Annotated in this window: 17 protein-coding genes; 14 read left to right on the top strand and 3 right to left on the bottom strand. The window is 55.7% G+C overall.

Annotation, left to right across the window (positions count from 1 at the left end):
• Positions 1–136: 136 nt before the first annotated feature.
• From EC9_RS07210 to EC9_RS07195, 4 genes are all read left to right on the top strand, one after another.
• A complete protein-coding gene (locus tag EC9_RS07210) occupies positions 137–658 on the top strand; it encodes a hypothetical protein (protein WP_145343625.1) in 522 nt (173 codons plus the stop codon).
• A gap of 156 nt (positions 659–814) precedes the next feature.
• Positions 815–2,332 (top strand): type II secretion system protein GspD, encoded by a 1,518-nt coding sequence (locus EC9_RS07205; RefSeq protein WP_145343623.1) that lies wholly within the window; start codon positions 815–817, stop codon positions 2,330–2,332.
• 50 nt (positions 2,333–2,382) lie between these two features.
• Positions 2,383–4,029 carry a hypothetical protein gene (locus EC9_RS07200; protein WP_145343621.1) on the top strand — a complete coding sequence of 549 codons (1,647 nt, stop codon included), beginning with the start codon at positions 2,383–2,385 and terminating at the stop codon, positions 4,027–4,029.
• 231 nt (positions 4,030–4,260) lie between these two features.
• On the top strand, positions 4,261–5,040 hold the full coding sequence (locus EC9_RS07195; protein WP_145343619.1) for a (5-formylfuran-3-yl)methyl phosphate synthase: 780 nt from the start codon (positions 4,261–4,263) through the stop codon (positions 5,038–5,040).
• Here EC9_RS07195 and EC9_RS07190 read toward each other — a convergent pair.
• On the bottom strand, positions 5,034–5,528 hold the full coding sequence (locus tag EC9_RS07190) for a hypothetical protein (RefSeq protein WP_145343617.1): 495 nt from the start codon (positions 5,526–5,528) through the stop codon (positions 5,034–5,036). The two genes, EC9_RS07195 and EC9_RS07190, sit on opposite strands and share 7 nt — an antisense overlap.
• A 229-nt stretch (positions 5,529–5,757) precedes the next feature.
• Here EC9_RS07190 and EC9_RS07185 point away from each other — a divergent pair, with 229 nt between their 5' ends.
• The 6 genes from EC9_RS07185 to EC9_RS07160 all read left to right on the top strand — a co-directional run bounded on the left by EC9_RS07185 (position 5,758) and on the right by EC9_RS07160 (position 15,539).
• Positions 5,758–6,945: a DUF3419 family protein gene (locus tag EC9_RS07185; RefSeq protein WP_145343615.1), complete on the top strand. Its 1,188-nt coding sequence runs from the start codon at positions 5,758–5,760 to the stop codon at positions 6,943–6,945.
• Positions 6,946–6,974: 29 nt separating this feature from the next.
• Complete coding sequence (locus EC9_RS07180; RefSeq protein ID WP_145343613.1) at positions 6,975–7,805, top strand: class I SAM-dependent methyltransferase; 831 nt, start codon at positions 6,975–6,977, stop codon at positions 7,803–7,805.
• Positions 7,806–7,818: 13 nt separating this feature from the next.
• The gene (locus EC9_RS07175; protein ID WP_218934653.1) at positions 7,819–8,724 is read left to right on the top strand and encodes a UDP-2,3-diacylglucosamine diphosphatase; all 906 of its coding nucleotides are present in this window, start codon (positions 7,819–7,821) and stop codon (positions 8,722–8,724) included.
• 408 nt (positions 8,725–9,132) lie between these two features.
• On the top strand, positions 9,133–10,266 hold the full coding sequence (locus EC9_RS07170; RefSeq protein ID WP_145343609.1) for a cytochrome-c peroxidase: 1,134 nt from the start codon (positions 9,133–9,135) through the stop codon (positions 10,264–10,266).
• A complete protein-coding gene (locus EC9_RS07165; RefSeq protein ID WP_218934652.1) occupies positions 10,263–13,643 on the top strand; it encodes a PAS domain S-box protein in 3,381 nt (1,126 codons plus the stop codon). Before EC9_RS07170 ends, EC9_RS07165 begins: the two co-directional genes overlap by 4 nt.
• Positions 13,644–13,727: 84 nt before the next feature.
• On the top strand, positions 13,728–15,539 hold the full coding sequence (locus EC9_RS07160; protein ID WP_145343605.1) for a hybrid sensor histidine kinase/response regulator: 1,812 nt from the start codon (positions 13,728–13,730) through the stop codon (positions 15,537–15,539).
• Between the two features lie 78 nt (positions 15,540–15,617).
• Here the strand turns inward: EC9_RS07160 and EC9_RS07155 are convergent, their stop codons facing one another.
• Positions 15,618–16,436, bottom strand: coding sequence for a carboxylesterase family protein (locus tag EC9_RS07155; RefSeq protein WP_246105999.1), 819 nt, complete (start codon positions 16,434–16,436; stop codon positions 15,618–15,620).
• A gap of 354 nt (positions 16,437–16,790) precedes the next feature.
• Here EC9_RS07155 and EC9_RS07150 point away from each other — a divergent pair, with 354 nt between their 5' ends.
• The 3 genes from EC9_RS07150 (at position 16,791) to EC9_RS07140 (ending at position 20,316) form a co-directional block, all read left to right on the top strand.
• Positions 16,791–18,080 (top strand): Nramp family divalent metal transporter, encoded by a 1,290-nt coding sequence (locus EC9_RS07150; RefSeq protein ID WP_145343603.1) that lies wholly within the window; start codon positions 16,791–16,793, stop codon positions 18,078–18,080.
• A gap of 366 nt (positions 18,081–18,446) precedes the next feature.
• Positions 18,447–19,541: a DUF481 domain-containing protein gene (locus EC9_RS07145; protein WP_218934651.1), complete on the top strand. Its 1,095-nt coding sequence runs from the start codon at positions 18,447–18,449 to the stop codon at positions 19,539–19,541.
• Between the two features lie 82 nt (positions 19,542–19,623).
• On the top strand, positions 19,624–20,316 hold the full coding sequence (locus tag EC9_RS07140) for a HEAT repeat domain-containing protein (RefSeq protein WP_145343599.1): 693 nt from the start codon (positions 19,624–19,626) through the stop codon (positions 20,314–20,316).
• Between the two features lie 91 nt (positions 20,317–20,407).
• Here the strand turns inward: EC9_RS07140 and EC9_RS07135 are convergent, their stop codons facing one another.
• On the bottom strand, positions 20,408–20,734 hold the full coding sequence (locus EC9_RS07135) for a hypothetical protein (RefSeq protein ID WP_145343597.1): 327 nt from the start codon (positions 20,732–20,734) through the stop codon (positions 20,408–20,410).
• Positions 20,735–21,137: 403 nt separating this feature from the next.
• On the opposite strand from EC9_RS07135, the gene EC9_RS07130 reads away from it, so the two are divergent.
• Entirely contained in the window at positions 21,138–22,226 is a 1,089-nt protein-coding gene (locus tag EC9_RS07130) for a prenyltransferase/squalene oxidase repeat-containing protein (RefSeq protein ID WP_145343595.1), read from the top strand.
• Positions 22,227–22,396 lie beyond the last annotated feature (170 nt).

Genomic DNA, 22,396 nt, shown 5'->3' with positions numbered 1-22,396 from the left:
CAGACGACAACACAAGCCGGGAAAATGGGGCAGACATAACGATTTAATGTGCTGAAACAGTCACTTCGGCTGTTCATCACTCTACCCACGGCCGATGTATACATCGGTACCCCTGTTTTTCAACGAGGTTCAGACAATGTTCCGCAATCCAATTGCCCCAGTTCTTTCGCTCGGTATGTCTTTGGCTTTCGCTGCCAGTGGACACGCTCAAGTCACCGACAGTGAGTTGTTCCGCATTACCGTTCCATCGACCCTGTCGATTACGGCCCCCACTAGCGAAATCTCGCAAATCCACGACGAAACCGACAACGATCAAAGCTTCCCAGCCCAACGCTGGTTGGTGACGGCAAACAACACCGCGGGAGCGATCGCGGTATTCCAGACCGACCAAGCGTTTACGCACACCGCCGACAGCAGCTACAAACGAGATGCCTTGGTGACACTGGCCAAGGTCGCTGGCGATGCCTGGAGCGTGACCACTCCATCGGCCAGCACCTCTTATGCGTCGTCGAGTGAAATCGCTTCCGTAGCGGCCGAATCATCGGCCCCTGGTGCCGCCAGTTTCGATCTTGGGGTCAGCCTCGTCGAAGAGACCTTCACCGACCTGGCAGCTGGTGACTACGAGTTGACGGTAACGGGTACCATCACGGCCAAATAGCTTGGGCGATGCGTTGCGGGGAAACACTCCAACAACGCCGCCAGCCCCCGTTCTGAATCGACGGTCGTGACTGATACGACCGTCGATCGCGTTTGACAACGACGTCGTGCAACGCGAACGTCGGCACCTGCATCTCCAACCCTGACGACATCACGGATGATTCGAATCAGATACCCTGTCAAAGCCCTATGCGCTAACGCCTGGGCACGGCAAATCGCTCTGTCGATGATCATCGGACTGTTGACATTGCTGTCTGGCTGTCAAACGACGCCCTCGACACCGCAGCGTTCACTCGACGAGATCTTGCTAGAAACGCTCCGTGTCGCCAACAAACCCGGAGCGCTCTCCACGCCCAACCGCCTGCCCAATCCCAAATCGAGTCTCCACGCCGACACCAGCGATGAATTCTCATCGTTCATTCGACGTGTGACACACGTATCCCAGGTTGCAATGAGCCCGTTGGTCGATGAGATTTTTGAAGAGACCGACATCCGAGAAGCGATTCAATCACTCGCCGCGCAGGCCAAAGCAAACGTCGTAATCGACGACCAAGTTACCGGTGTTGCGACAGCGGTCTTCGAAGGCGTTCCCTTTGAACAAGCGCTCGAACAGATTTTGATGCCGCTTGGTTTTATCTGGGGCATGCGTAACGGGCAATATTTGGTCGGAACATCCGATCCGTCATCGGCGCTGTTTCGCTATCTGTCGGTCAAGATGGATTACCAGCCACGACATTACGCACCAGACGACTTACTGCCCCTATTGCCTGAAAACCTCCAGCATTACGTGAGGAACGTTGGCAAACGGAACCTGATGGTCATTCACGCGCCACAAGAACTGACCGATGAAATCATCCGAGAACTACAGAATGCCGATCAACCGCAACCGCAAGTCATCCTAGAAGCCATGGTGACGGTACATTCCCCCGATACGTCGTATCAGTTTGGGATGGACCTGACACAGATCTTGGCTGATGGCAGCAGCCGCGGTATCAACGCGGGCCTCTCGGGCCTAGCGCTGTCCGGAACGCTTTCGCCCGGTTCGATCGGTGATCTGTTTGGCAACTTCGGAACGACCGCCTATTTCTTGCGATGCTTGGAACAAGAGGGCTATCTCGACATCACCGCATCGCCGCGGGTGATGGCGAAAAATGGCGAAGAGGCGCAGATCTCGATCAATCGCGAGACGTTTTTCAGCACCCAAGTGGGAAACAGTGACGTATTTTATCGACAAGACATCGAGAAGGTTGAATCCGGCATCGTGCTCGAGATCACCCCGGTAATTCGTGGTGATATGGTGACGGTCACGATTAAACGCGCCGAGGTCAGCGAAGATATTCGCGAAACGGGATCCGATCCCGATTTGGCGAGTCCCTATCCGTTGATCAACCGCCGATTTGTGACCACCACGGTCGACGTTCGCGATGGTGAAACGATCACGATTGGTGGTTTGACCCATCGCCAAATGATCGACCGCGAAAGCCGCGTTCCGTTCCTGGGAAGCCTGCCTCTGGTCGGAAAGATGTTTCGCCAAATCGATCGACAAAACGAAGAGGCCGAAGTGACAGTCTTCATTTCACCTCGAATTGTTTACCCGGACGCCTACGGAGAGGTCCGGGTGCTCCAAACGCCCCAAAGCACGGATAATTTGCAAGCGGTTGCCCCCGCTCGCTAACCCGCGCGCACGGCTGCGCCTCGTCCGTCACAGCATTACAAAGCCCCAACATGAAACTTCGCAAAATCCTCGCCTGGACCTCCGCGATGGTTGCCCTTCACGTCGGACCGACGGTCGCTCAACACCAGGGCTTCAATCAAGAATTGAAGCTCCGCCCCAACGTGAAACCGGCGTTCCACGTGACGCCGATGTCGCACAAACTGGAAGCCTCTCGCGGCAAACAAATCCCAATCACGTTTGATATCGAATCGGTCGATCGCGCCACCGTGCTGCAAGTCAGGACGGTTTCGTTACGCCAAGAACAAGACGGGACGATCCTGCCCGATACCGATTCCCCCGCCCCCGACAATCTCCAACTGCTCAGCCCTGCTGAGATCAAACTGGCGGAGAACGAACAGACGACGATTCAGTGTCGTTTGCGAGTCCCAACAACCTCAGCGAATTTCCATTCGTTTGGCCTGTTGGTCACCGATCTGGGACGGATCGTCGAACGACGCCCCATCGATGCAGGGGACACCCAAACGCGCCGCGTGGGAATTCGATTTGTGACCCGTTATTTGTTGCGAGTCGATGTAAGAGTCAAGGGAGCCCGCGGCGAAGACGCTGCAAAGCTGGATATCGAATCGGTCGAACTGATCGAAGACGACGGTTTTGCCAAAGCCCGAGCGTGGATCTCAAACCCGACCGTAAGCCCGCTAGAATTCCAGGTCCGAGCAGGTCTTGCCCGCGCGGGATCCAGTGCGGGCAGGAACACTTTTGCCTTGATCATGCCCAATCGCGAAACGGTCGAATCGGACGAACGCTACGACGTGCGGATCCTTCCCGGCGCGCGGATCCGGTTGGAACATCGACTGCCCGAAGCTGCCTTTCCCGGCGAGCATGAGATGGAACTCGCGATCATCACCAACCGTCGAACTCGCAAAAAGGAAGTCTTCCCAGTCTCGGTTCAGACGGGTGACTTTCCGGCTCAGGACGCGATGTTGATTCAAGCAGCGCGCGATGTGTCGGTCTCGCCAAGTCAAGTGGAACTGTCGATGCGGCGCGGTGGCAACCGACGTGTCGCTGTCGAAATCAAGAACAACAGTCCGAAAGACGTCCAGGTTGCGATCCATCCCAACAACGCCGACGCGTTTGTTGACGGGCTGGACGTCAGCCCCACCGATTTGAAGCTCCGCGCGGGTTCTAAACGCAAATTTTTGCTGACCCTCAATGCCCATGAACTCAGCGATCAAAACAGCTACACTCAATTGAATGTGATCGTCAAATCGGACAGCGACGAGGTTGTAGGAGATTTTTCGATCCCCGTTGCCTTACTGGCCCGAACGGAACAAACACCTCAGATTCAATGCGCTCCCTTGGTCTGGGATGGAAGCACCGATCCGCCGGCCTTTGTTCTGCCGATCCGCAATACGGGGCAAATGCATCTACCGGTTCAAGCCAGTCTGAAGATGGTCGATGCGTTTGGCCGCGTCGTCGAGATGCGAGCCGGATACGGGCGATGGCTGTTGCCGGGTGAAGAGACGCGATTGCAATTCCGAACCAAATTCGCACCGCCAGCGGGAAAGTATCGCTACCAGGTGAAGATCGATGGAGACAAATCGATTCCACCGATCGAAATCGAAGACGATCTGCAAATGGGGGCCGATCAAACCGAACCGACGGTCGACGCGGTTCAGCTCACACCGATCCAATCGTAATCGACCAAAGCGTTTTCCCTCCCGCACCATCTGCTTCGATGATCGCGGGGGCTTCGAGTTCATCACCAGCTCGCCAGGCGGGCATTCTGTCCGCCGTGGCGAGCCGTTTTTGCCATGCTGCGACCGCCGCCACGATCTCGCCTCCGCGTCTGAAAACGCCGAGACGTGCTACAATCGGCTTCTCGAGGACGCTTCATTCTGCGGGTCGGCCATTCACGAAAAGAGACAGGATTGCTGAAGAACATAAACGAGACGACCGGCTTGCGATCGCAAAACGCGGCCCGCGATGACGATTCGCAAAACGAAATGGCACCGTTGTTGATTAGTGTCCGTTCGCTTGCCGAAGCCGTCGTGGCGAGCCGATTTCCATTGGCGATCATCGATTTTAAGAACCCCGCGGCGGGCGCGCTGGGACGCTGCAGCGACACGATCCTGGAAGGGGCTGCACGCCTGCGATCGAACGGCCTGGGATTTAGCGCCGCTTGCGGAGAATTATGCGATCTGCAATCGGATGCGTTTTCATTGCCCGGCGATTTTCGGTTTGCCAAAGCCGGCCCCAGTGGAATCGCCGATGCGATGCAAATGCGCGATGCGATGCAGCATTTTCGATCCGTCTTGCCAGAAACAACAACTCCCGTTGCGGTCGCCTATGCCGATCATGTCGAAGCGGATTGTTTGCCCGTCGAATCGATCGTCCAACTGGCGATCGAAACCAAGTACCGCTGGCTGTTGATCGACACAGCAACCAAAGACGGGCGACGCTTACAGGATTGGATATCGATCCGCCGTTTGACCGATCTGATTGGCAACTGTCGAGCAAACGGAATCCGCACGGTATTCGCGGGCTCGCTGGCACTACAAGACCTCGCCTCACTTCGGTCCCTCGGCCCCGACTTGTTAGGCATTCGTGGGGCCGTCTGCACAGCCGGCCGCAGCACGGCGATCGATCCCGCAAAGATCAGGGACTGGTGCCAAGCGTTATCGACGCCCCATCCCGCCAGCAATCAGTAGTCGATATCTTCGGGAGCGTCGAGCGTCAGATAGGACCCGGATTCGGCAACGGCTTCCCGACGCTCTCTGTTGGACGAACGGCGCGATGAACTCGGCCACTTCGATTTCGGATGATGGGGCGAAGAGGCTGCAGCGTCTTGTGGGATTTGCAACGTTTGCACAAACAACCCGATACTGATCGCGAGATAAGCGGGCAGACTGGCCAGCAGTCCAAAGATCGTCGGGACAAAGCAGAGTGCCAACAACAACACCAGGTTCATGTCGTTGGCTCCCGTTTCTAAGCAGACACTCAGTTCACGCACAAAACTGAGCGCTGTCTGAAACACCCCAAGCACCGCCGGGGCGGCTGCGACGGGAATGAAGGCCGCCATCGTCGGCAAACGCCGAACCTTGACGATCAAATAGATCGCACTTGCCAAGGTGATTGCCCCCAGCAAACAGGTGATCCCAATCGTTGAGAGTCCGACAATTTCGGTGATCGCTTTCATGCGTGTTGATTGTGCCAAGAATCGCCGGATCGTCTATCGGTGTTCATCAATTCTTCACCATTGCGGTGAAGTGGGCTGGCGGTTCAATGGGCTAAAGTTCAGTTGCCGAGAGCGTTCGTTTAATTTTCCGCGAAGCGTGCATTTGACGGTTTGCAGCGGTCGCTGGATCGCGCACGATGCCGATCTACGTCACAGGCAGTCCATACCTTAAATGTTAAGGAACGCGATCATGATCGGACGCTGGATCAGCGAACGGATGTTCAATTTGGTGCATCGAAATCAGCTAATTTACAACACCTGCTGGGAGGATCCTCGTCTGGATCGCGAAGCCTTGGAACTGGGTCCCAAGGATGACATTGTTATGATCACATCGGCGGGATGCAACGCACTCGATTACGCGTTGTGCGACGTTCGATCGGTCCATGCGGTCGACATGAACCCACGGCAAAACGCATTGTTAGAATTGAAACTGGCGGCAATTCGCCGGTTGCCCAACGACGACGTCTTCGCGATGTTTGGACGCGGGTATTTGCCGACGGTCGTCGAAGCCTATCGAGACACGATCCGCGACGACCTGTCCGATTTTGCCAAACAGTATTGGGACCGCTATATCAAATTTTTCGCGAACCCCAATCGCTCGTTCTATTTCCGTGGCTCGTCCGGCGCGTTCGCTTGGATGATCAACAAATATATCGACCGCGTCGCCAAAGCGCGAACCAGCGTCGAACGAATGCTGAACGCGGAAACGTTGGAACAACAGCGTGAAGAATATCATCAACACGTCTTTCCTCAGATCTGGAAGCGACCTGTCCGAATGGCGATGGGGCGCGATTCAACGCTTTCGATGCTGGGCGTGCCACGCGCACAACGACGCCAGGTCGAACGCGACTTTGGCGGTGGCATTGCCGGATTCATCGAACATTCTTTGGATCATGTATTCGCGCGACTGCCACTGTCCGACAACTATTTCTGGCGAGTCTATTTGGCGGGTCAATACAGTCCCACCTGTTGTCCGGAATACTTGAAACCTGAGAACTTGGATCGTTTGCGGAACGGATTGGTCGATCGCGTGAACGTCCACACGACAACGCTCGCCAATTTTTTGAGCAATACCTCGGTCCGCCCAAGCCGCTTTGTTTTGTTGGACCATATGGATTGGATGAGCGAGCATCGCCAAGAGGCATTGGTCGACGAATGGCAACACATCATCGATCGAGCAAGCTCCGGCGCCCGCTTGATTTGGCGCAGCGGCGGGCTACGCACCGATTATCTGAACGATATTCAAGTCCAGTACCAGGGAGCGCAGGTTCGGGTGCCCGAACTGATGTCGATGCAGATCGATCTGGCCGATCGGTTGCATCAACAAGATCGCGTCGGAACCTATGGATCGTTCTTTATCGGACACCTGGCTGGCTGAAATCTGCCGGCGAAGACGGGAGTAGGCGCGTGAGATTATTGAACGATCTGAAGACCTTGATCCAGCTTGCGCTGCCGATTCGTGGCAACACGCACCAGCAGCGTCTGGAAAATTTCTACGGCAAACAGGCGGACAACTACGACGTGTTTCGTAAGCGTTTGCTCCACGGCCGAGAACAACTGTGGCAATCGATCACGATCCCCGACGGGGGACGATGGGTTGATTTTGGCGGCGGCACGGGGGCCAACGTCGAGAACATCGCCGACCAATTGGAACGTCTAGAGCGGTTGGAGATCGTCGATCTCTCCTCGTCGCTACTACAGGTGGCGAACCAACGTATCGCCGACCGCAACTGGCAAAACGTCGTCACCCATTGTTGCGATGTGACCACATTCACCCCGGATGCGGAAATCGACATCGTAACGTTCAGTTATTCCTTGACGATGATTCCCGATTGGTTCGCTGCCGTCGAGAACGCACTGCGAATCCTGAAGCCCGGAGGAACGATCGGCGTAGTCGATTTCTACGTTTCCCGCAAATATCCAGCCGACGAACATCGACGCCACGGCGGCCTGACACGTACGTTCTGGCCAGCTTGGTTTGCCAAGGACAACGTCTTTCTTTCGCCCGACCATCTCCCCTTCTTGAATGCAAAATTTGAAGCAGCGGAGCTCCACGAAGGTCGAGCCGGGCTACCGTTCGTACCGTTCGCAACGGTACCCTTTTATCGTTTTGTTGGGACAAAGCCGCTGGCGGCGAATGCTATCGGATCGCAGGGTGATGCAATCCAGGCGGGGCGCACCGATCCGAGGTACGAGTCGGGCAGGCCAAATTGTCGTCCAGCGAAAACCTGCCCTTAGAAAGGATTTGAAGATGATCGATGAAAACGCCGCAACGCAGCCAAGCGAATTGGAATCGGTGGCTTGGGATCTGTCGGACGCACGGACACTGTTCATCTCCGACATCCATCTGGGCAGCCGGTTTTGTCAAGTCGGACCATTGCTGGACCTGCTCGATCGCTGCCTGCCCCAGCACATCTATATCGTCGGCGATCTGTTCGACGATCGTCGCATGAACCGGCGATTCCGTTGGACTTCCGACTACACGCGACTGCTGGCGCGATTGTTCGACTTCGGCGTCTCCGGCACATCGATCCATTACACCCCCGGAAATCACGACAACTTTCTGCGCGGCTTTACCGAAGATTATCGGTTGGTCGAAATCCGCGACTCCTTCATCCACCAGTGTGCGGATGGGCGTCGGCTGGCCGTTCTGCACGGCGACCAATTCGATGTCGTCGAAAAGAAAATGCGCTGGCTCTCGATGCTTGGTTCCACCGCCTATGAGTCGCTGCTGGCGACCGATCGTTGCCTGAACTGGACCCTGCGTCTGTTAGGAGCCCGGCAAGTGCCGCTGAGCCGTAGCTTGAAGGTTGGCGTCAAAAAGATCGTGCAACGCAAAAGCGGATTTCACGACAAGGTGAGTCGATACGCGCACCGCCATGCGTGTGACGGTATCGTTTGCGGACACATTCATAACCCCGAGATGCGATCGATCGATGGAGTTCTGTATTGCAACACCGGAGACTGGATCGAACACTGTTCGGCAATGGTCGAATGGCCCGACGGCAGGCTTCAGTTGATCCGAGCCAATGAGCTTTCGGGGCAGCGTCGTCGGCGACCGATCTTCCATCGATTGAAGCGTCGGTTCGGTGAATCGATCCGGTCGGGGACCGATACCGCCGTTGTTAATACAGAAAAATCAGAGAAGCTATCCTAACAACCGATTCCTCAGCCACGAGCCTACGGCGTCAAACCAGTCGCCATCGCGCCGCCCCCATCGGATCATCCGCTCGTCCGATTCGCATAACCTGCCCCTCCCATCGCTTCTGCGGCCGTCGCACGCGTCGCCACTGTTCACCCGAACAGTCACACGCCGCCACTCTCGCTCATTCTTGAGCCAACAAATTCGTGCTTCAACGAAGACGCTCGACCAAATACCAAGTTTTACTTGCCAAGCGATATTTCGTGCTAAAGTTTAGCAACACAACGATTGGGGAAACGTGTCCCCCCCGCTGCATATTTGGCGTATCCGCGAACGTCCAACCTCGACGCGTGCAAGGTTGGACATCGGCTTCCTCTCACGGGGCCCAACGCTTGCAGCGAGTCCACCGATTCAGGCAATCGAATGAAGACGAGTTACAGTTCAATATTCCGTCATCCGCGATGGTTGGTTCCGGGAACCGACATCCAGCCCACAGAGACGGCGGCAAACCGAGCGGTACCAGCCGATCGCGGGCGCAATTCGTTGACCACGACGATCTCGTTGATATGGATCGCGCTCCACATCAGCCAAGCCGGTTGCAACTCGCCCGAGTTGGATTCGATCGTTCTGGCGACACCGATAACGATGCAAACGGTCACCAACCCGTTACCTTCCGAACCGATCACACCATTGCGAGCCAACGCCAACCTGCCTGCGGGCAAGGTCGAATTGGGACGACAATTGTTCCACGACAAACGCTTATCTGCAGACAATTCGATCTCCTGCGCCACGTGTCACGAGATCGGCAAAGGAGGTGGCGATGGCTTGGAAACAGCCGTCGGATACAACGGCCAAGTAGGCTTGCTGAACACCCCCACGGTTTTCAACAGCAGCCTTTCTTTGGCTCAATTTTGGGACGGTCGCGTGGCTACGCTGGAACAACAGGTTTCCGGACCGATCCACAATCCGATCGAGATGGCGACGAATTGGCCCGATGTGATCTTCAAATTGCAACAGGACAAACGCTTCGAATTGGCGTTCACGAAAGAATACCCAAGCGGGATTGTCGAAGCGTCGCTCGTCAACGCGATCGCGACATTCGAAAAGTCTCTGATCACGGTGAACTCGCCGTTCGATCGATATCTGCAGGGCGATCGATCAGCGCTTTCCGAAACAGCGACTCAGGGGTACATGTTATTCAAAGAACTGGGATGCATCGCGTGTCATCAAGGAAACGCGGTGGGGGGCAATATGTTTCAGAAGTTTGGCGTCATGGAAGATTACTTCTCCAACGACGATGCAAACGCAAGCGTCCACAAAGGCCGCTACAACGTGACCCAACGCAAATCCGACCTGCATCGATTCAAAGTCCCCACACTGCGAAACGTCGAACTGACCGGCCCGTATTTCCATCATGGCAAGACGGAGACCCTTCGCGAAGCGATCGAGGTCATGGCAGTACATCAATTGGGAACTCACGTGGATGAAAATGAAACGATGTTGATCGAAGAGTTCCTCAAGAGTTTGACCGGCCAAATCAGAAAGGAATGGGAATGAAACGCGCAATCCCCAATCTTCTGTTTATGGCGTTCACGAGCATCGTAATCGTCGGCCTGTATTTTGGTTCGGTCGACCGCGTCAGCAGAGACTATGCACTGTTGGAAAAAGAGTTGCGTGTGACCAAACAACTCAACGTCGACCTCGACTCATCAGTCCTTTCGCTGCGTCTAGGCATCCGCCAAGACTACGACCAACTGACCTACTGCGAACAAGCACTCCACCGCAGCGTTTCGGATGGTCTCCGCAAGCTCGAAGCGCGTTGGGTCGTAACACCTCGCCTGCACTATCGCATCCGAGATCTCAACGAGATGGTCCAACAGAAGATCGTGCTTTCCCACGAGTTCAAGTCGACGCATGCCATCGTTCGAAATTCGAGCGCCGCGTTGCAACGGAACATCCAATTGGCCAAACGAAATCCCAACTTACCGAGAAACATCCAATTGGGATTGGCCAATCTAGAAACGGCGGGATATCGATTCTCATTGTCCGGCAACTCGACCGACCGCAAACAATTCAACGATGCAATCGAGATGCTGGAAGGCGAATTGTTAGCTTCGGCAGAAGGGCAGACATTCCCGAAGATCGACTGGGCAATTCGGCATGGCTTGAAATTGCTCGAACTGCGTCAACTTCTCGACGAGACGGTTTTGCGTCTGGTGGATCTCCCGGTGCGGACGTTGACTCTGGATGTAATGGACCAAGCCAAGAAGATCTACCAAAGTCGGTTGACCACCCAGAATCGTTACCATGCAGCATGGATCGTCGCGATCATGGTGCTATTGGGATACTGCATCACGCAAGCGACAGCGCTTTGGAAAAACGCTCACGAACTGAACGTTATCAACAAAGTACTGCAACAGCGTCGCGACGACCAGCACGCTGATCTCCAGCGTTCTCAAGAGTTCTTCCAGAGCGTCCTCGATGCGATCGATTCGCCGATCTGCGTCTTAGATGCTTCCGGCCAGATCGTCGAAACCAACGCATCTTGGAGTGAGTTTTCTCGCAACCAAAACGCTCAAGATCTGGACGTTGGCAGCAATTACCCTCAGCAATGTCGTCGCCGTGTGGAGGATGGTCTCAACCCCGGCGCCAACCAAGTTGCCGACGCAATCGATGCGGTCATCAACGGACGCGATGCACAACATGTCCCGGTCTATGAATGCGATTCGGAAACTCAAAAGTATTGGTACCAGGTCAACGTGACCCCGCTGCGCAATCACCAAGCCGGTGCTGCGGTGGTCACGCATTTAGACATCACTGAACGAGTGACAGCCGAGCGAGAATTACTGGAAACTTCCGAACATCTAGAACTCCTCTCGTTGGTTGCAAAATACACCGACAACACCGTGGTGATCACCGACGCCGAAGGCCGAATCGAATGGGTGAACGATGGTTTTGAGCGGGCCTCCGGACATTCGTTTGACGACGTGAAAGGCAAGATTCCCGGCCATATCCTGTATGGCGAAAAGACCGATCCGCAAACGATCGAACAAATCAACCAACGGGTAGGTCAGAAAAAGGGATTCGATGTCGAGATCCTCCACTATCGCAAGACGGGTGAACCGTACTGGGTAGCGATCGGAGCGCGGCCGATTCATAAAGAGAACGGTGAGCTTGTCCGCTATATCGCCATCGAAAGCGAGATCACCGGACGCAAGGAATCCGAAGCCCGCCTGGCAGCGGTGACCACCAATTTGAAGATGCAAAAACAGACGCTTGATGCCGTCTTAGAAAGTGTCGCAGCCGGCATCGTCTCAGTCAATCAACTGGGCGACATCGTCAGCTTTAACCCCGCCGCAGAAGAGATTTTTGGTGAACATTGGCTGAAATCGAAATCGATGTTGGAACAGTTCCAGGCGGTGGAGATCGTCGATCCGATCACCTACGAAATGATTCCGTTGATCGAATTGCCGATGGTCCGCGCGCTACAAGGCGAACAGGTTCGCAATGAAGAATTGTTGGTGCGGCGGAAAGACAAAGATGTGCTGGTTTCGATCAACGCCATCCCGCTGACCTCCGATGGCCAGCAAGGCGCCGTGATCACCGTACTGGATATCACCCAACAATGGAAACGCGACCTCAATCAACGGATGCTTCGCGAGGGACTCGACTTCGCGCAGGATGCCATGTTGGTCTGTGAAAGCACGGGCCGGATTATCGATGCCAATGAAAGCAGTTGTAAACGCCTGGGCTACGCTCGTGAGGAACTGCTGCAGATTGCGATATCCGATTTCGACCCAGGCCTGCCAAACGAGAAGTGGCCCGAATTTTGGGCCCAACTGAAAGAACGCAACGCGATGGTATTGGAGAGCCGACACCGGCAAAAGGATGGCACGACGTTCCCGGTTGAGGTCACGATCAACTACAGCGCTTTTGGTGGGATTGAATACGCCTGCTGTTTTGTTCGCGACATCACGGCGCGGAAACAAGCCGAGCGAGAGCGAGAACAATTGGCCGATGAACTGCAAAACACCGCTCGTCAGGCTGGCATGGCCGAGGTCGCCACCGGAGTCCTGCACAACGTTGGCAACGTGCTCAACAGCGTCAACGTTTCGACTAATTTGATTCGCGACCGGATCAATGCCAGTCCCGTCGAGCATCTAATGAAAGCGGCGGACGTGATCGCGGAGAACGAAGCGGACCTGGGAAATTTCCTGACCAACGATAAACGGGGCAAGTACTTTCCCACCTTGCTGAAACAACTGGCGACCAGCTTTCACAACGAACGCGACGCCCAACGCAACGAGATCCAGGCGTTGACCAAGAGCGTCGAACACATCAAGGAGATCGTTTCGATGCAGCAATCGTTCGCCAAAAAGAGCGGTGACACCGAGTCGGTCGACCCGATCGAATTGATCGAAGACGCGGCAAAGATCAACGACGCCAGTTTGACGCGACATGGTGTCGAATTAGTCCGCGAATTCGAAGACGTGCCCAACATCGAAGTCCGCAAGCACGAGGTCCTTCAAATCATGATCAACCTGATCAAGAACGCCAAACAGGCCGTGGACAAGTCGGATGCCAGCGAGAAGATCATCCGCTTAACCGCCCGAACCGAAGGGGAACATGTGCGGCTGGAGGTGCATGACAACGGCATCGGAATCTCGAAAGAGAATCTCAAAAACATCTTCCGACACGGATTCACAACCAAAACAACCGGACATGGATTTGGACTTCATTCCTGTGCCAATTCGGCGAGGGAAATGGGGGGCAGCATGTCGGTTCACAGCGAGGGAGTCGGACGGGGTGCGACCTTCACCCTGAAACTGCCATTGCATGGGCGGAGTTCGAAGATCAACCATCCGGCTCCACAACAAGCAATTGATTCGCTGTCCATTGTGTCCCCTCCATCGTGTCCGCTGTTCAACATGTAGAACAACTCATGAAGGCCAAGCGATACGCATTACCAATCGCATTCCAGATCGCGTCATATCGCCGATCCATTCAAAGGAACTCCCATGAATAGCATCGAAAACAACAAACCACGCATCCTTGTCATCGATGACAATCCAGCGATTCACGACGACTTCCAAAAGATCCTCGTCTCCGATGCAGACAAGCAGGAATTATGGGACGCCGCATCGGCATTTTTCGGCGAGGAAGCAGAAGCGCCGGTCGCAAACGACAAATTGGATGTCCAACTCGATTCCGCCTACCAAGGCGAAGAAGGATATCGCAAAGTCCGCGACGCCAATGCCGCCGGGCGTCCCTACACGTTGGCGTTTTGCGACATGCGAATGCCGCCGGGCTGGGACGGTCTCACCACGATTGAAAACCTTTGGAAGGCCGATTCCAATCTACAAGTTGTGATTTGCAGCGCCTATTCCGACAACACCTGGTCGGATATCTCCAAGCGTCTAGGGCTTTCGGATCGCTTGTTGATTCTGAAGAAACCGTTCGACAATGCGGAAGTGATGCAGATGGTTGTCGCCCTGATCGAAAAGCGACGTCTGATCGACGCTGCATCGATCAAGCGAGAAAGCCTCGAACGGACCGTTGCCGAACGGACGCGTCACCTGCGTGAAGCCCAACAAGAATCGGAGCAACTGTTGGCGGCCATCGATTCGTTGATGGTGGGAACCGACGCCGATGGAACGGTGCAACGCTGGAATGAAAATGCTGTCGCGATCTTTGGAATCGATGCGGTCGACGCGATCGGTCAGCCCTTGGCGTCACTGCCGATCCAATGGGAGAATCCTGTCCTGGTCGGCGATCTCGTCCACAGTCGACAACAAGAAACGGCCACGCATTTGGAAACCAGTTTTTCCAACGCTCTGGGAACTCTACGAATCGTCTGCTTTTCCAGCTATCCCGTTCTCGAGGCGGGGAAGCGCCGAGGAACCCTGATTCTCGGAACCGACGTGACCGAACATCGGATCCTGGAACAGCAACTGCACAATTCCCTGAAACTCGAATCGGTGGGGCAATTGGCCGCTGGCGTCGCGCACGAGATCAATACGCCGATGCAGTATCTAGGCGACAACCTCGATTATCTAAACGCCAAGTTTGACAAATTGATGGGGTATCTGCAGTCGTCCAGCGATCTATTGGACGTTGCCGAACAATTGGCGGTGAGTCCCGCATTGGTGTCCGAGTTGAAACAAAAGGCGAAATCGTTGAGCCTGCATAATCTTTACACTCAGATCCCGCAGGCCCTTACCGATTCGATCGATGGCGTCGAACACGTCTCCCGAATCGTGCGAGCGATGAAAGAATTGTCCCATCCGGGTATTGAGGAGACATCGGCGGTCGATATCAATCGAGCGTTGGAGACAACGATGGCCGTCTCGACGAACGAATGGAAATATGTCGCAAAAATCGAAACCGACCTAGCCCCCAATCTCGAACCGGTCAGAGGCTATCCAGGAGAATTGAATCAGGTATTCCTTAATTTGATCATCAACGCAGCGCATGCGATTTCCGACCGCACGGCGGGTGGCAGCAAGGGGCTGGGAAAAATCACCATCCGTTCCTCACTGCAAAACGAATCTGTCAAAGTTGAGATCAGCGACGATGGCGGTGGCATCCCCGAACACATTCGCGGACGCGTCTTCGATCCGTTTTTCACGACCAAAGAAGTCGGCAAGGGAACCGGCCAGGGGTTGGCGATCGCCCACACCGTGGTCGTGCAAAAACACGGTGGCAAGCTCACCTTTGATGTCCAAGAGGGACACGGCACAACGTTTGTGATCGAGCTGCCGATGCGTGGCCCCGCGCCGTCCAACGACAATGCAAACCGTGATGCGATGACCGCAGCAAGCGGACTGTAGCGAATAGGTCCCGCCAGCGAAGGCCTTCGAATTCGTTGCCCAGATGGGAGCCCGCCAGCAGTAGCCGGCGAACGGGCTCTACTCCTCTTTGGCATCGCCCGCGATCGGCTTGCGCACTTGCGCAAACATCCAATCGAGCGCTCCGGCGGAGGGTGAGTACGCGTGAGTCCAACTGTTATGACCAACGCCTGGCAATTCGGAATATTCGATCTGCGTACCACCGGCATCGTGAATCGCTTGAACCATCGAGCGCGAACGCTGCGTTGGCACAACGGTATCGGCACCGCCGTGGAAGGCCCAGATTGGCAACGGTTTCAGCCGCGTCGCTTGATGTTCATCGCCGCCACCACAGACGATGATCGCCGCAGCGAACCATTCGGGCTGACGCGCCGCAAGATCCCACGAACCGTAGCCGCCCATCGATAGCCCCGTCAAATAGACTCGTGATCGATCGACAGGCTGATCCTGCATCGTTTGCTGCAACATCGCGATCACCGCCTGCATCGGACGCGATGGTTGCTCGGGCAACGGCGTCGACGTGCGATCGCCCCACGGCACATCGACCCATTGCTTCCCCGTAGGGCATTGGGGAGCGAGCACGAAACATGGGTACTTTTCGCGATTGGCCGGCGTCGCCAACAACTCGGGCAAATACTTCAACTGGCGGGTGTTGTCATCGCCGCGCTCTCCCGCGCCGTGCAAGAAGAGCACCAACGGATAGGTCTTGCCCGGTTCGATCGTTTGCGGGGACAGCAAACGATACGAATACGATTCGCTTTTGCTACCCTCTTCGCCTGGAACCGCAGGCAACGAAATGGTTCGAGCTTGATAGGGTTCATCCGCCATAATCAGACCGCAAGCGAGCAACAGGGAAAGGGATAAAGCAATACGGAGCATCGGGCTTCCTTGATGGTTTATGTTCTGTGAGCAACGAGGTCAGCATATTCGATCGGTCGCATTTTGGTTGCCAGCATTGGCTGCGTCAATCTTCCATCGCGGCGGGGCATTGCGTCGGTTTTAAATTCGCATCGGCTGGCGAGCCTCCCTTGCGTCCGCATCGTTGGAGCGGTCCGCAACCGCGTGTATCGGAGGGAAGCGCCGCGGGCACACAAGTGGGGCACGGCAAATTGCACCGAAACGCAAAACCTCGGAACCCCGACCGTTGCAGAGGTTTCCGGTTTCGCTCACACTGGGACCCCGCCCCCAAATTCCCACCGCTCCATCCCACCGCAAAAAAGAAAAGGCTCGCCGATGAACGATCAGCCCTCGCACCAACCTTGGTATCGCCGGATCGGTCCCGGATTGATCACCGCCTGTGTCGTGATCGGCCCGGGCAGTCTTGTGACCAGTTCGAAAGTCGGCGCGTCGGAACAGTATTCGATGCTGTGGGTCGTCGTGGTGTCGGTTGCCTTCATGATGTTGTACATGACCCTCGGGGCGAAACTCGGGGCCGTCGGCTCCGCTGCTCCCTGCGATTTGATCGCCGCCAAAGCAGGTCGTTGGTTGTCGGTCCTCGTGGGGTTGAGCGTCTTCTTCATCGCGACGGCGTTTCAATCGGGCAACAACATCGGTGTCGCAGCGACTTTTGAAGCGTTCATCGAATCAAAAACAGTCGTCGCCGGCATGGTGATCGTCTTCAACCTACTAGCGATCGTGTTTTTGTTTGCCTTCAAAGACATGTACAAGATGCTCGAACGCGTGATGATGGCGTTGGTCGGCTTGATGCTGATCTCGTTCGCTATCAATTTGATCAGCCTCCGTCCCGACCTGGCTGCGATGGGCAAGGGCTTGGTCACGCCAACGCTCGGCAAGTCGGGCGAACTGCTGCCGGTTCTGGGGCTGATCGGAACGACCTTCATCAGTGCGGCCGCCTTCTATCAGGCGTATCTCGTGCGACAGAAGGGCTGGGGAATCGATGAAGTCAAAAGCGGCATGGTCGATGCTCGCATCGGTTCGGTGATCATGTTCCTGATCACGGTGATGTTGATGTCGACCGCGGCGGCTGGCCTTTCCGGACGCGCCGATATCACGCTCAACAGTCCCGTCGATGTCGCGATCGCATTGGAGTCGACGTTTGGCCCGGCTGCAAAAATCATCTTCTGCTTCGGGCTCTTCTCCGCTGCCTACTCCTCATTTTTGGTCAACGCGATGATCGGTGGTTTTATGGCTGCCGATGGCTTGAACATGGGCAGTCGCCCGACCGACCTGGTACCTCGCCTGCTGACCGCGGCTTCGCTGCTGCTGGGCATGGCGGTCGGCGTGGCGGTGCTGATCTTCGACTTCGATCGCACTCCGACGATCATTGCCGCCCAAGCGGTTACCGTCGTCGTGGCACCATTGATCGCCGGCGTGCTGCTGTGGTTAACCAGTTCCCGCGACGTGATGGGGGATCACGTTAACCGCCCGGCCACGATCGTCTTTGGTCTGATCGGCCTGGGGCTATTGCTGGCAATGGCAGGCAAGACAGCGTTCTCGGATCTCCCCAAAAAGCTGAACAGCTACCGCCAACCAGCGGTCACCGCCAGTTCGGATTCGCAATAGATAGCATCGCGACGCGATCCCAGCCGGCGGATTTGATTGCACACCGGCTGGGAGCGGTGAGGATCGGTCGAGCCTGTACATCCGAGCGGGCACTTCACCCCCTGATACCACGAAATACCAGGGCACGTTGGCCGGTTGTGAAGACGCGGATTGGGGGAAAAACAAAGAATTTCCGACTCATTCCGAGAATGCTCTTTGTTCCGGTTAACTCGGTTTGTTATACGCTCCGAACACAGATAACAGGTGAACAAAACTTTCGGAGTTCAGAGAATGCCTTCTCTCGCACATAGACGTTTTCTTCTCGTTGGCTTTATTTTGCTGACGAACTGGTTATCGAATGCTTCGGCCCAGACAACAATCCAAGCGTTGCCCCCCCCTGCATATCAACCTGGGGCCTATGGCAGCAGCACGCCGACCTACCTGCCACCGGTCAATCCAACCACCCAATACCCGTCGATCGAATCCAACGCGCCGACAGGCAGCCAGTATTCGATGCCAGTGCAGGCGGCTCAACAAACGCAGGTCCCTTATTATCAGGCTGCGAGCGATCCGAATCTGTATCCTCAAGTGCAGTACTTGGCCGCTCCTGCCCAGAATTACACTCCGCCGGTTCCGATGAACGACCCGTCGATACTTCAAGAGCCAAGCGTCGTTGGTTCGGGGGCGAGCCAAGAAACCGTTCCCACGCCAGCTCCCGATTCCGACAGCACCGTGCTCGATATGTCGACCATGACGCCGCTGCCGGAACAAATGGACGAACTCGAAAAAGAATACAGCTGGTATCACTATCCGTGGGTCTGGATTCCACGCGATGGCTGGGACAGCAGCGTGGAGTTTGGTTTGAACGGAAGCGAAGGCAATTCCAACTCGCTCAGCTACGCCGCAGGAGCCAATCTGGCGCGGAAGAGCGATCTGTATAACTTGGGTGTGAACTTGAATTACCGCAAAACCAGCAGCGGCGGTATCGATACCCAGAACAACGCCCGGGCGAACTTTGATTTGGATCGCACGATCGCCCAATCCGACTTTTCGGCGTTCATCAAGAGTGGACTGGAGTACGACGAGTTCAAGGCGTTTGACGCCCGTGTGAACGTCAACGGTGGTCTCTCCTACTTTTTGGCGAAAACCGAAGACGTCACATTCGTAACCCGGGTCGGTGCCGGTGCGTCGCAAGAAATCGGTTCGGTCGATGAAGACTGGAAACCGGAAATGCTGTTTGGCCTGGATCTAAAGCAACAGGTCAACAAGCGAAACAAGATTTATGTCAAAGCGGATTACTTCCCCGCCTTCGAAGATTTCTCCGACTACCGCGTGGTAACCGATGCGGGTTGGGAAATTTTGTTGGATGATGCGGAAAATTTTAGCCTGAAACTGGCCGCGACGAACCGATATGACAGCACACCGTTGGGCCTTGAACCCCAAGACATCGACTATACGGCGACCCTGCTGTACAAGTTCTAATGCCAGCGGCAAGCCGATTCCGATTGACCTGGATTCACGGCAGACACATTTGGTACACGCAGTGAAATTCAGGAGTTTTTGAATGCACAGATTGACCCCTTTGGCGATCTTGGCGACCTGCGCTTTGCTAGCAGGTTGCCACGATGGACCACTGTTTGCCTTGAAGACGATCAACCCGGTCTATCGATCGCAGTGGGCCGAGGATGAAAAACTTGGGCCCACCGATGCGCAACGCCTTGAGGAGTTGCAGCGGTTGGTCGCGTCGATGCCATCGCTCTCCGATGCCGATCAGGAATACTGGTTGAAGCACATCGAAGCGATTTTGGAAAACGACAAAAATCCAGAGATGCGGACCCACGCGATCCGCGCGTTGGCGGGTTGCCGCAATTCGCGCGTGATCGATCTGTGTGAAACGCAGATGACCGATGAAAGCATCAAGGTCCGGATGGCGGTCTGCGACGTGTTAGGCACTCGCGACGAATCCCGCTCAACCCAGTTGTTAGCAACCACGATCGGCAGCGAATCGAACGAAGATGTCCAGATGGCAGCGATTGCGGCGGTCGGCAAACATCGATCGCCCGAAGCAGCACAGGCTTTGAAAGCCAGTTTGCGATCACGCAATCCAGCGGTCCGTGTCGCCTGCGTCGAATCGCTGGGACAATGCACCGGCAAGGATCTCGGCGACGATCCTCAAGTTTGGGTTGCCTACCTGGACGGCAAGGAAGTCGATGAACAGAAGAAGAGCTTCACTCGGCAGATGCAAGACCTGTTCTAATCGCAGGCCTGGTCGAAGACATCTCAGCCGACGACGAGCTGGCCTTCCCGAACGAGCCCTCGCCAGCGCGATCGCGCGGTGGCGCGTTTGATCACATCGGCACTTGAATGTTTCCGACAGCCAAACGCCGCAGATCATCTCGCAACGCCTGATGCTGGCGTTGCAACGAGCGCTCCTGCTCCTCCAACACGAACGACTGCGATTGCTCTCGCATCCGATAGGTCCGCTGGCGGTGCTCGAACAACGCGACGCGGGAGTTCAGTTCGGCTTCGCGACGATCCAACACGTCGCTCCATGCCTGCAGCTTGCCGATTAATTCGTGCAAATGGTTCGGCAGCAAAGCTTCCAAGGGATGGGGAAGTCGATCGTCGTTATCCCCATCCGCTTGCGGTTTCCCCGCCGTAGGGGGCCGCGCCATGCGGAACTCAGGATGGGGATTGTCCACGCGATGGGAATCCCCCAATGGCCGTTGTTCAGGTCTGCTGCCCATCGTGCTCTCGGCCCCCTCGCATTAGTTTGGAACAGGGATTGGCGTCACTTTGCGCTTTGGCGACAGTTCCGGCGAACTGTCGATCTAACCTTGGCAAATCATTGATTTAATGTAAGGCACCTGCCGGAACGCGCGAGCTTCCGGCTCCTTTGGACAACCGGACGCTGCTGCAGACCGGCGAATTCGGCGAAACACAAACACTTAATAGCCCCGTCGAACTATCGACGATTGATTAACTTCCTCAACATTTGCTGCTAGAATGAAGCATCGGACGAATTCTTGAGCCGAATGAACCGAGACAGCCACAAAAGTTGATCCCAGGAAGATTCTCATGCTACGACCGTTGCTATGTTGTTTTGCTGCCTTATTGACGCTTCCTAGCATCGCAGCCGACCGGCAACAGGAAACCGACGCAGCGATCGCGCGAGGCATCGATTTCCTGACGCGTGGGGCGGCATCCGACACCGGGGCCTACAGTCCGCAGACTGGAACGGGTGTGACGAGTTTATGCATCACAGCGGTTTTGCAGAATCGGCCGGCGATGGCGACCTCCCCATCGATCGTTAAATCGCTGAAGTTTCTCGAGCAGCACTTCCAAGATACCGGCGGCATCTACGTCAACGACTCGCTCTACCGGAACTATGAAACCAGCTTGGCGATGCAGGCGCTGGCGTTGGCCAACAGCGATCATCGATATGATCAGCGACTGAAGCGAGCCGAAGCGTTCCTGCGAGGAATCCAGTGGGACGAAGGAGAGGGAATCGAATCTTCCGACCCGGGCTATGGCGGTGCGGGATATGGCAAACACGCTCGCCCCGACCTCTCCAACACCCAGTTCTTCCTCGACGCGTTGCGCAGCGTCGGCGTGGGCGAAGAGGATCCGGCGATCCAAAAAGCGTTGAAGTTTGTCTCGCGCTGCCAGAACCTCGAATCGGAGTACAACGATACTCCGCACGCTGCAAAAGTTGGCGACGGCGGTTTCTATTACACTTCGGCGGCGGGCGGTCAGAGCCAAGCCGGGCAGACACCCGATGGTGGCCTTCGCAGTTATGGTTCGATGACCTACGCGGGGCTGAAGAGCATGCTCTACGCTGGCGTCAGCAAAGACGATCAACGCGTGAAGGCTGCGATGGATTTCATCCGCAAAACCTACTCGCTGCAACAGAATCCAGGCATGGGAAACGCCGGGCTGTTCTATTATTACCACACCTTCGCTAAGGCGCTTGACGCAACGCAGTTGAAGACGATCGAAGATGCCAGCGGACAAAAGCACGATTGGCGTCAGGAGCTTTCCGAAACGCTGCTGTCGCTGCAAGCCGAGGATGGCGCGTGGGTCAACCGTGAAAACGAACGCTGGCTCGAAGGGGACCGCAACCTGGTCACCGCCTACGCTTTGATGGCGCTCAGCTACTGCAAATAGTTTGCTGGCTGGCGGTGGAATTTCCAGCCGCTACCGAAGCAGTATCGCCAAGTTGAGCACAAATCGAGCGAGGGAAACAACATCGCTCGCTTGCGGATCTCACGCCTAATAAAATAGCAGCCTCCCCAAATCCGACTCTCTCATCAGCTACAAAAACGCCAAACCGAATT

The organism is Rosistilla ulvae, from assembly GCF_007741475.1.
In the GTDB taxonomy this organism is placed as follows: Bacteria; Planctomycetota; Planctomycetia; order Pirellulales; family Pirellulaceae; genus Rosistilla; species Rosistilla ulvae.
Note: the sequence above shows the minus strand (reverse complement) of the source record. Positions and strands in the feature narration are given on the sequence as shown.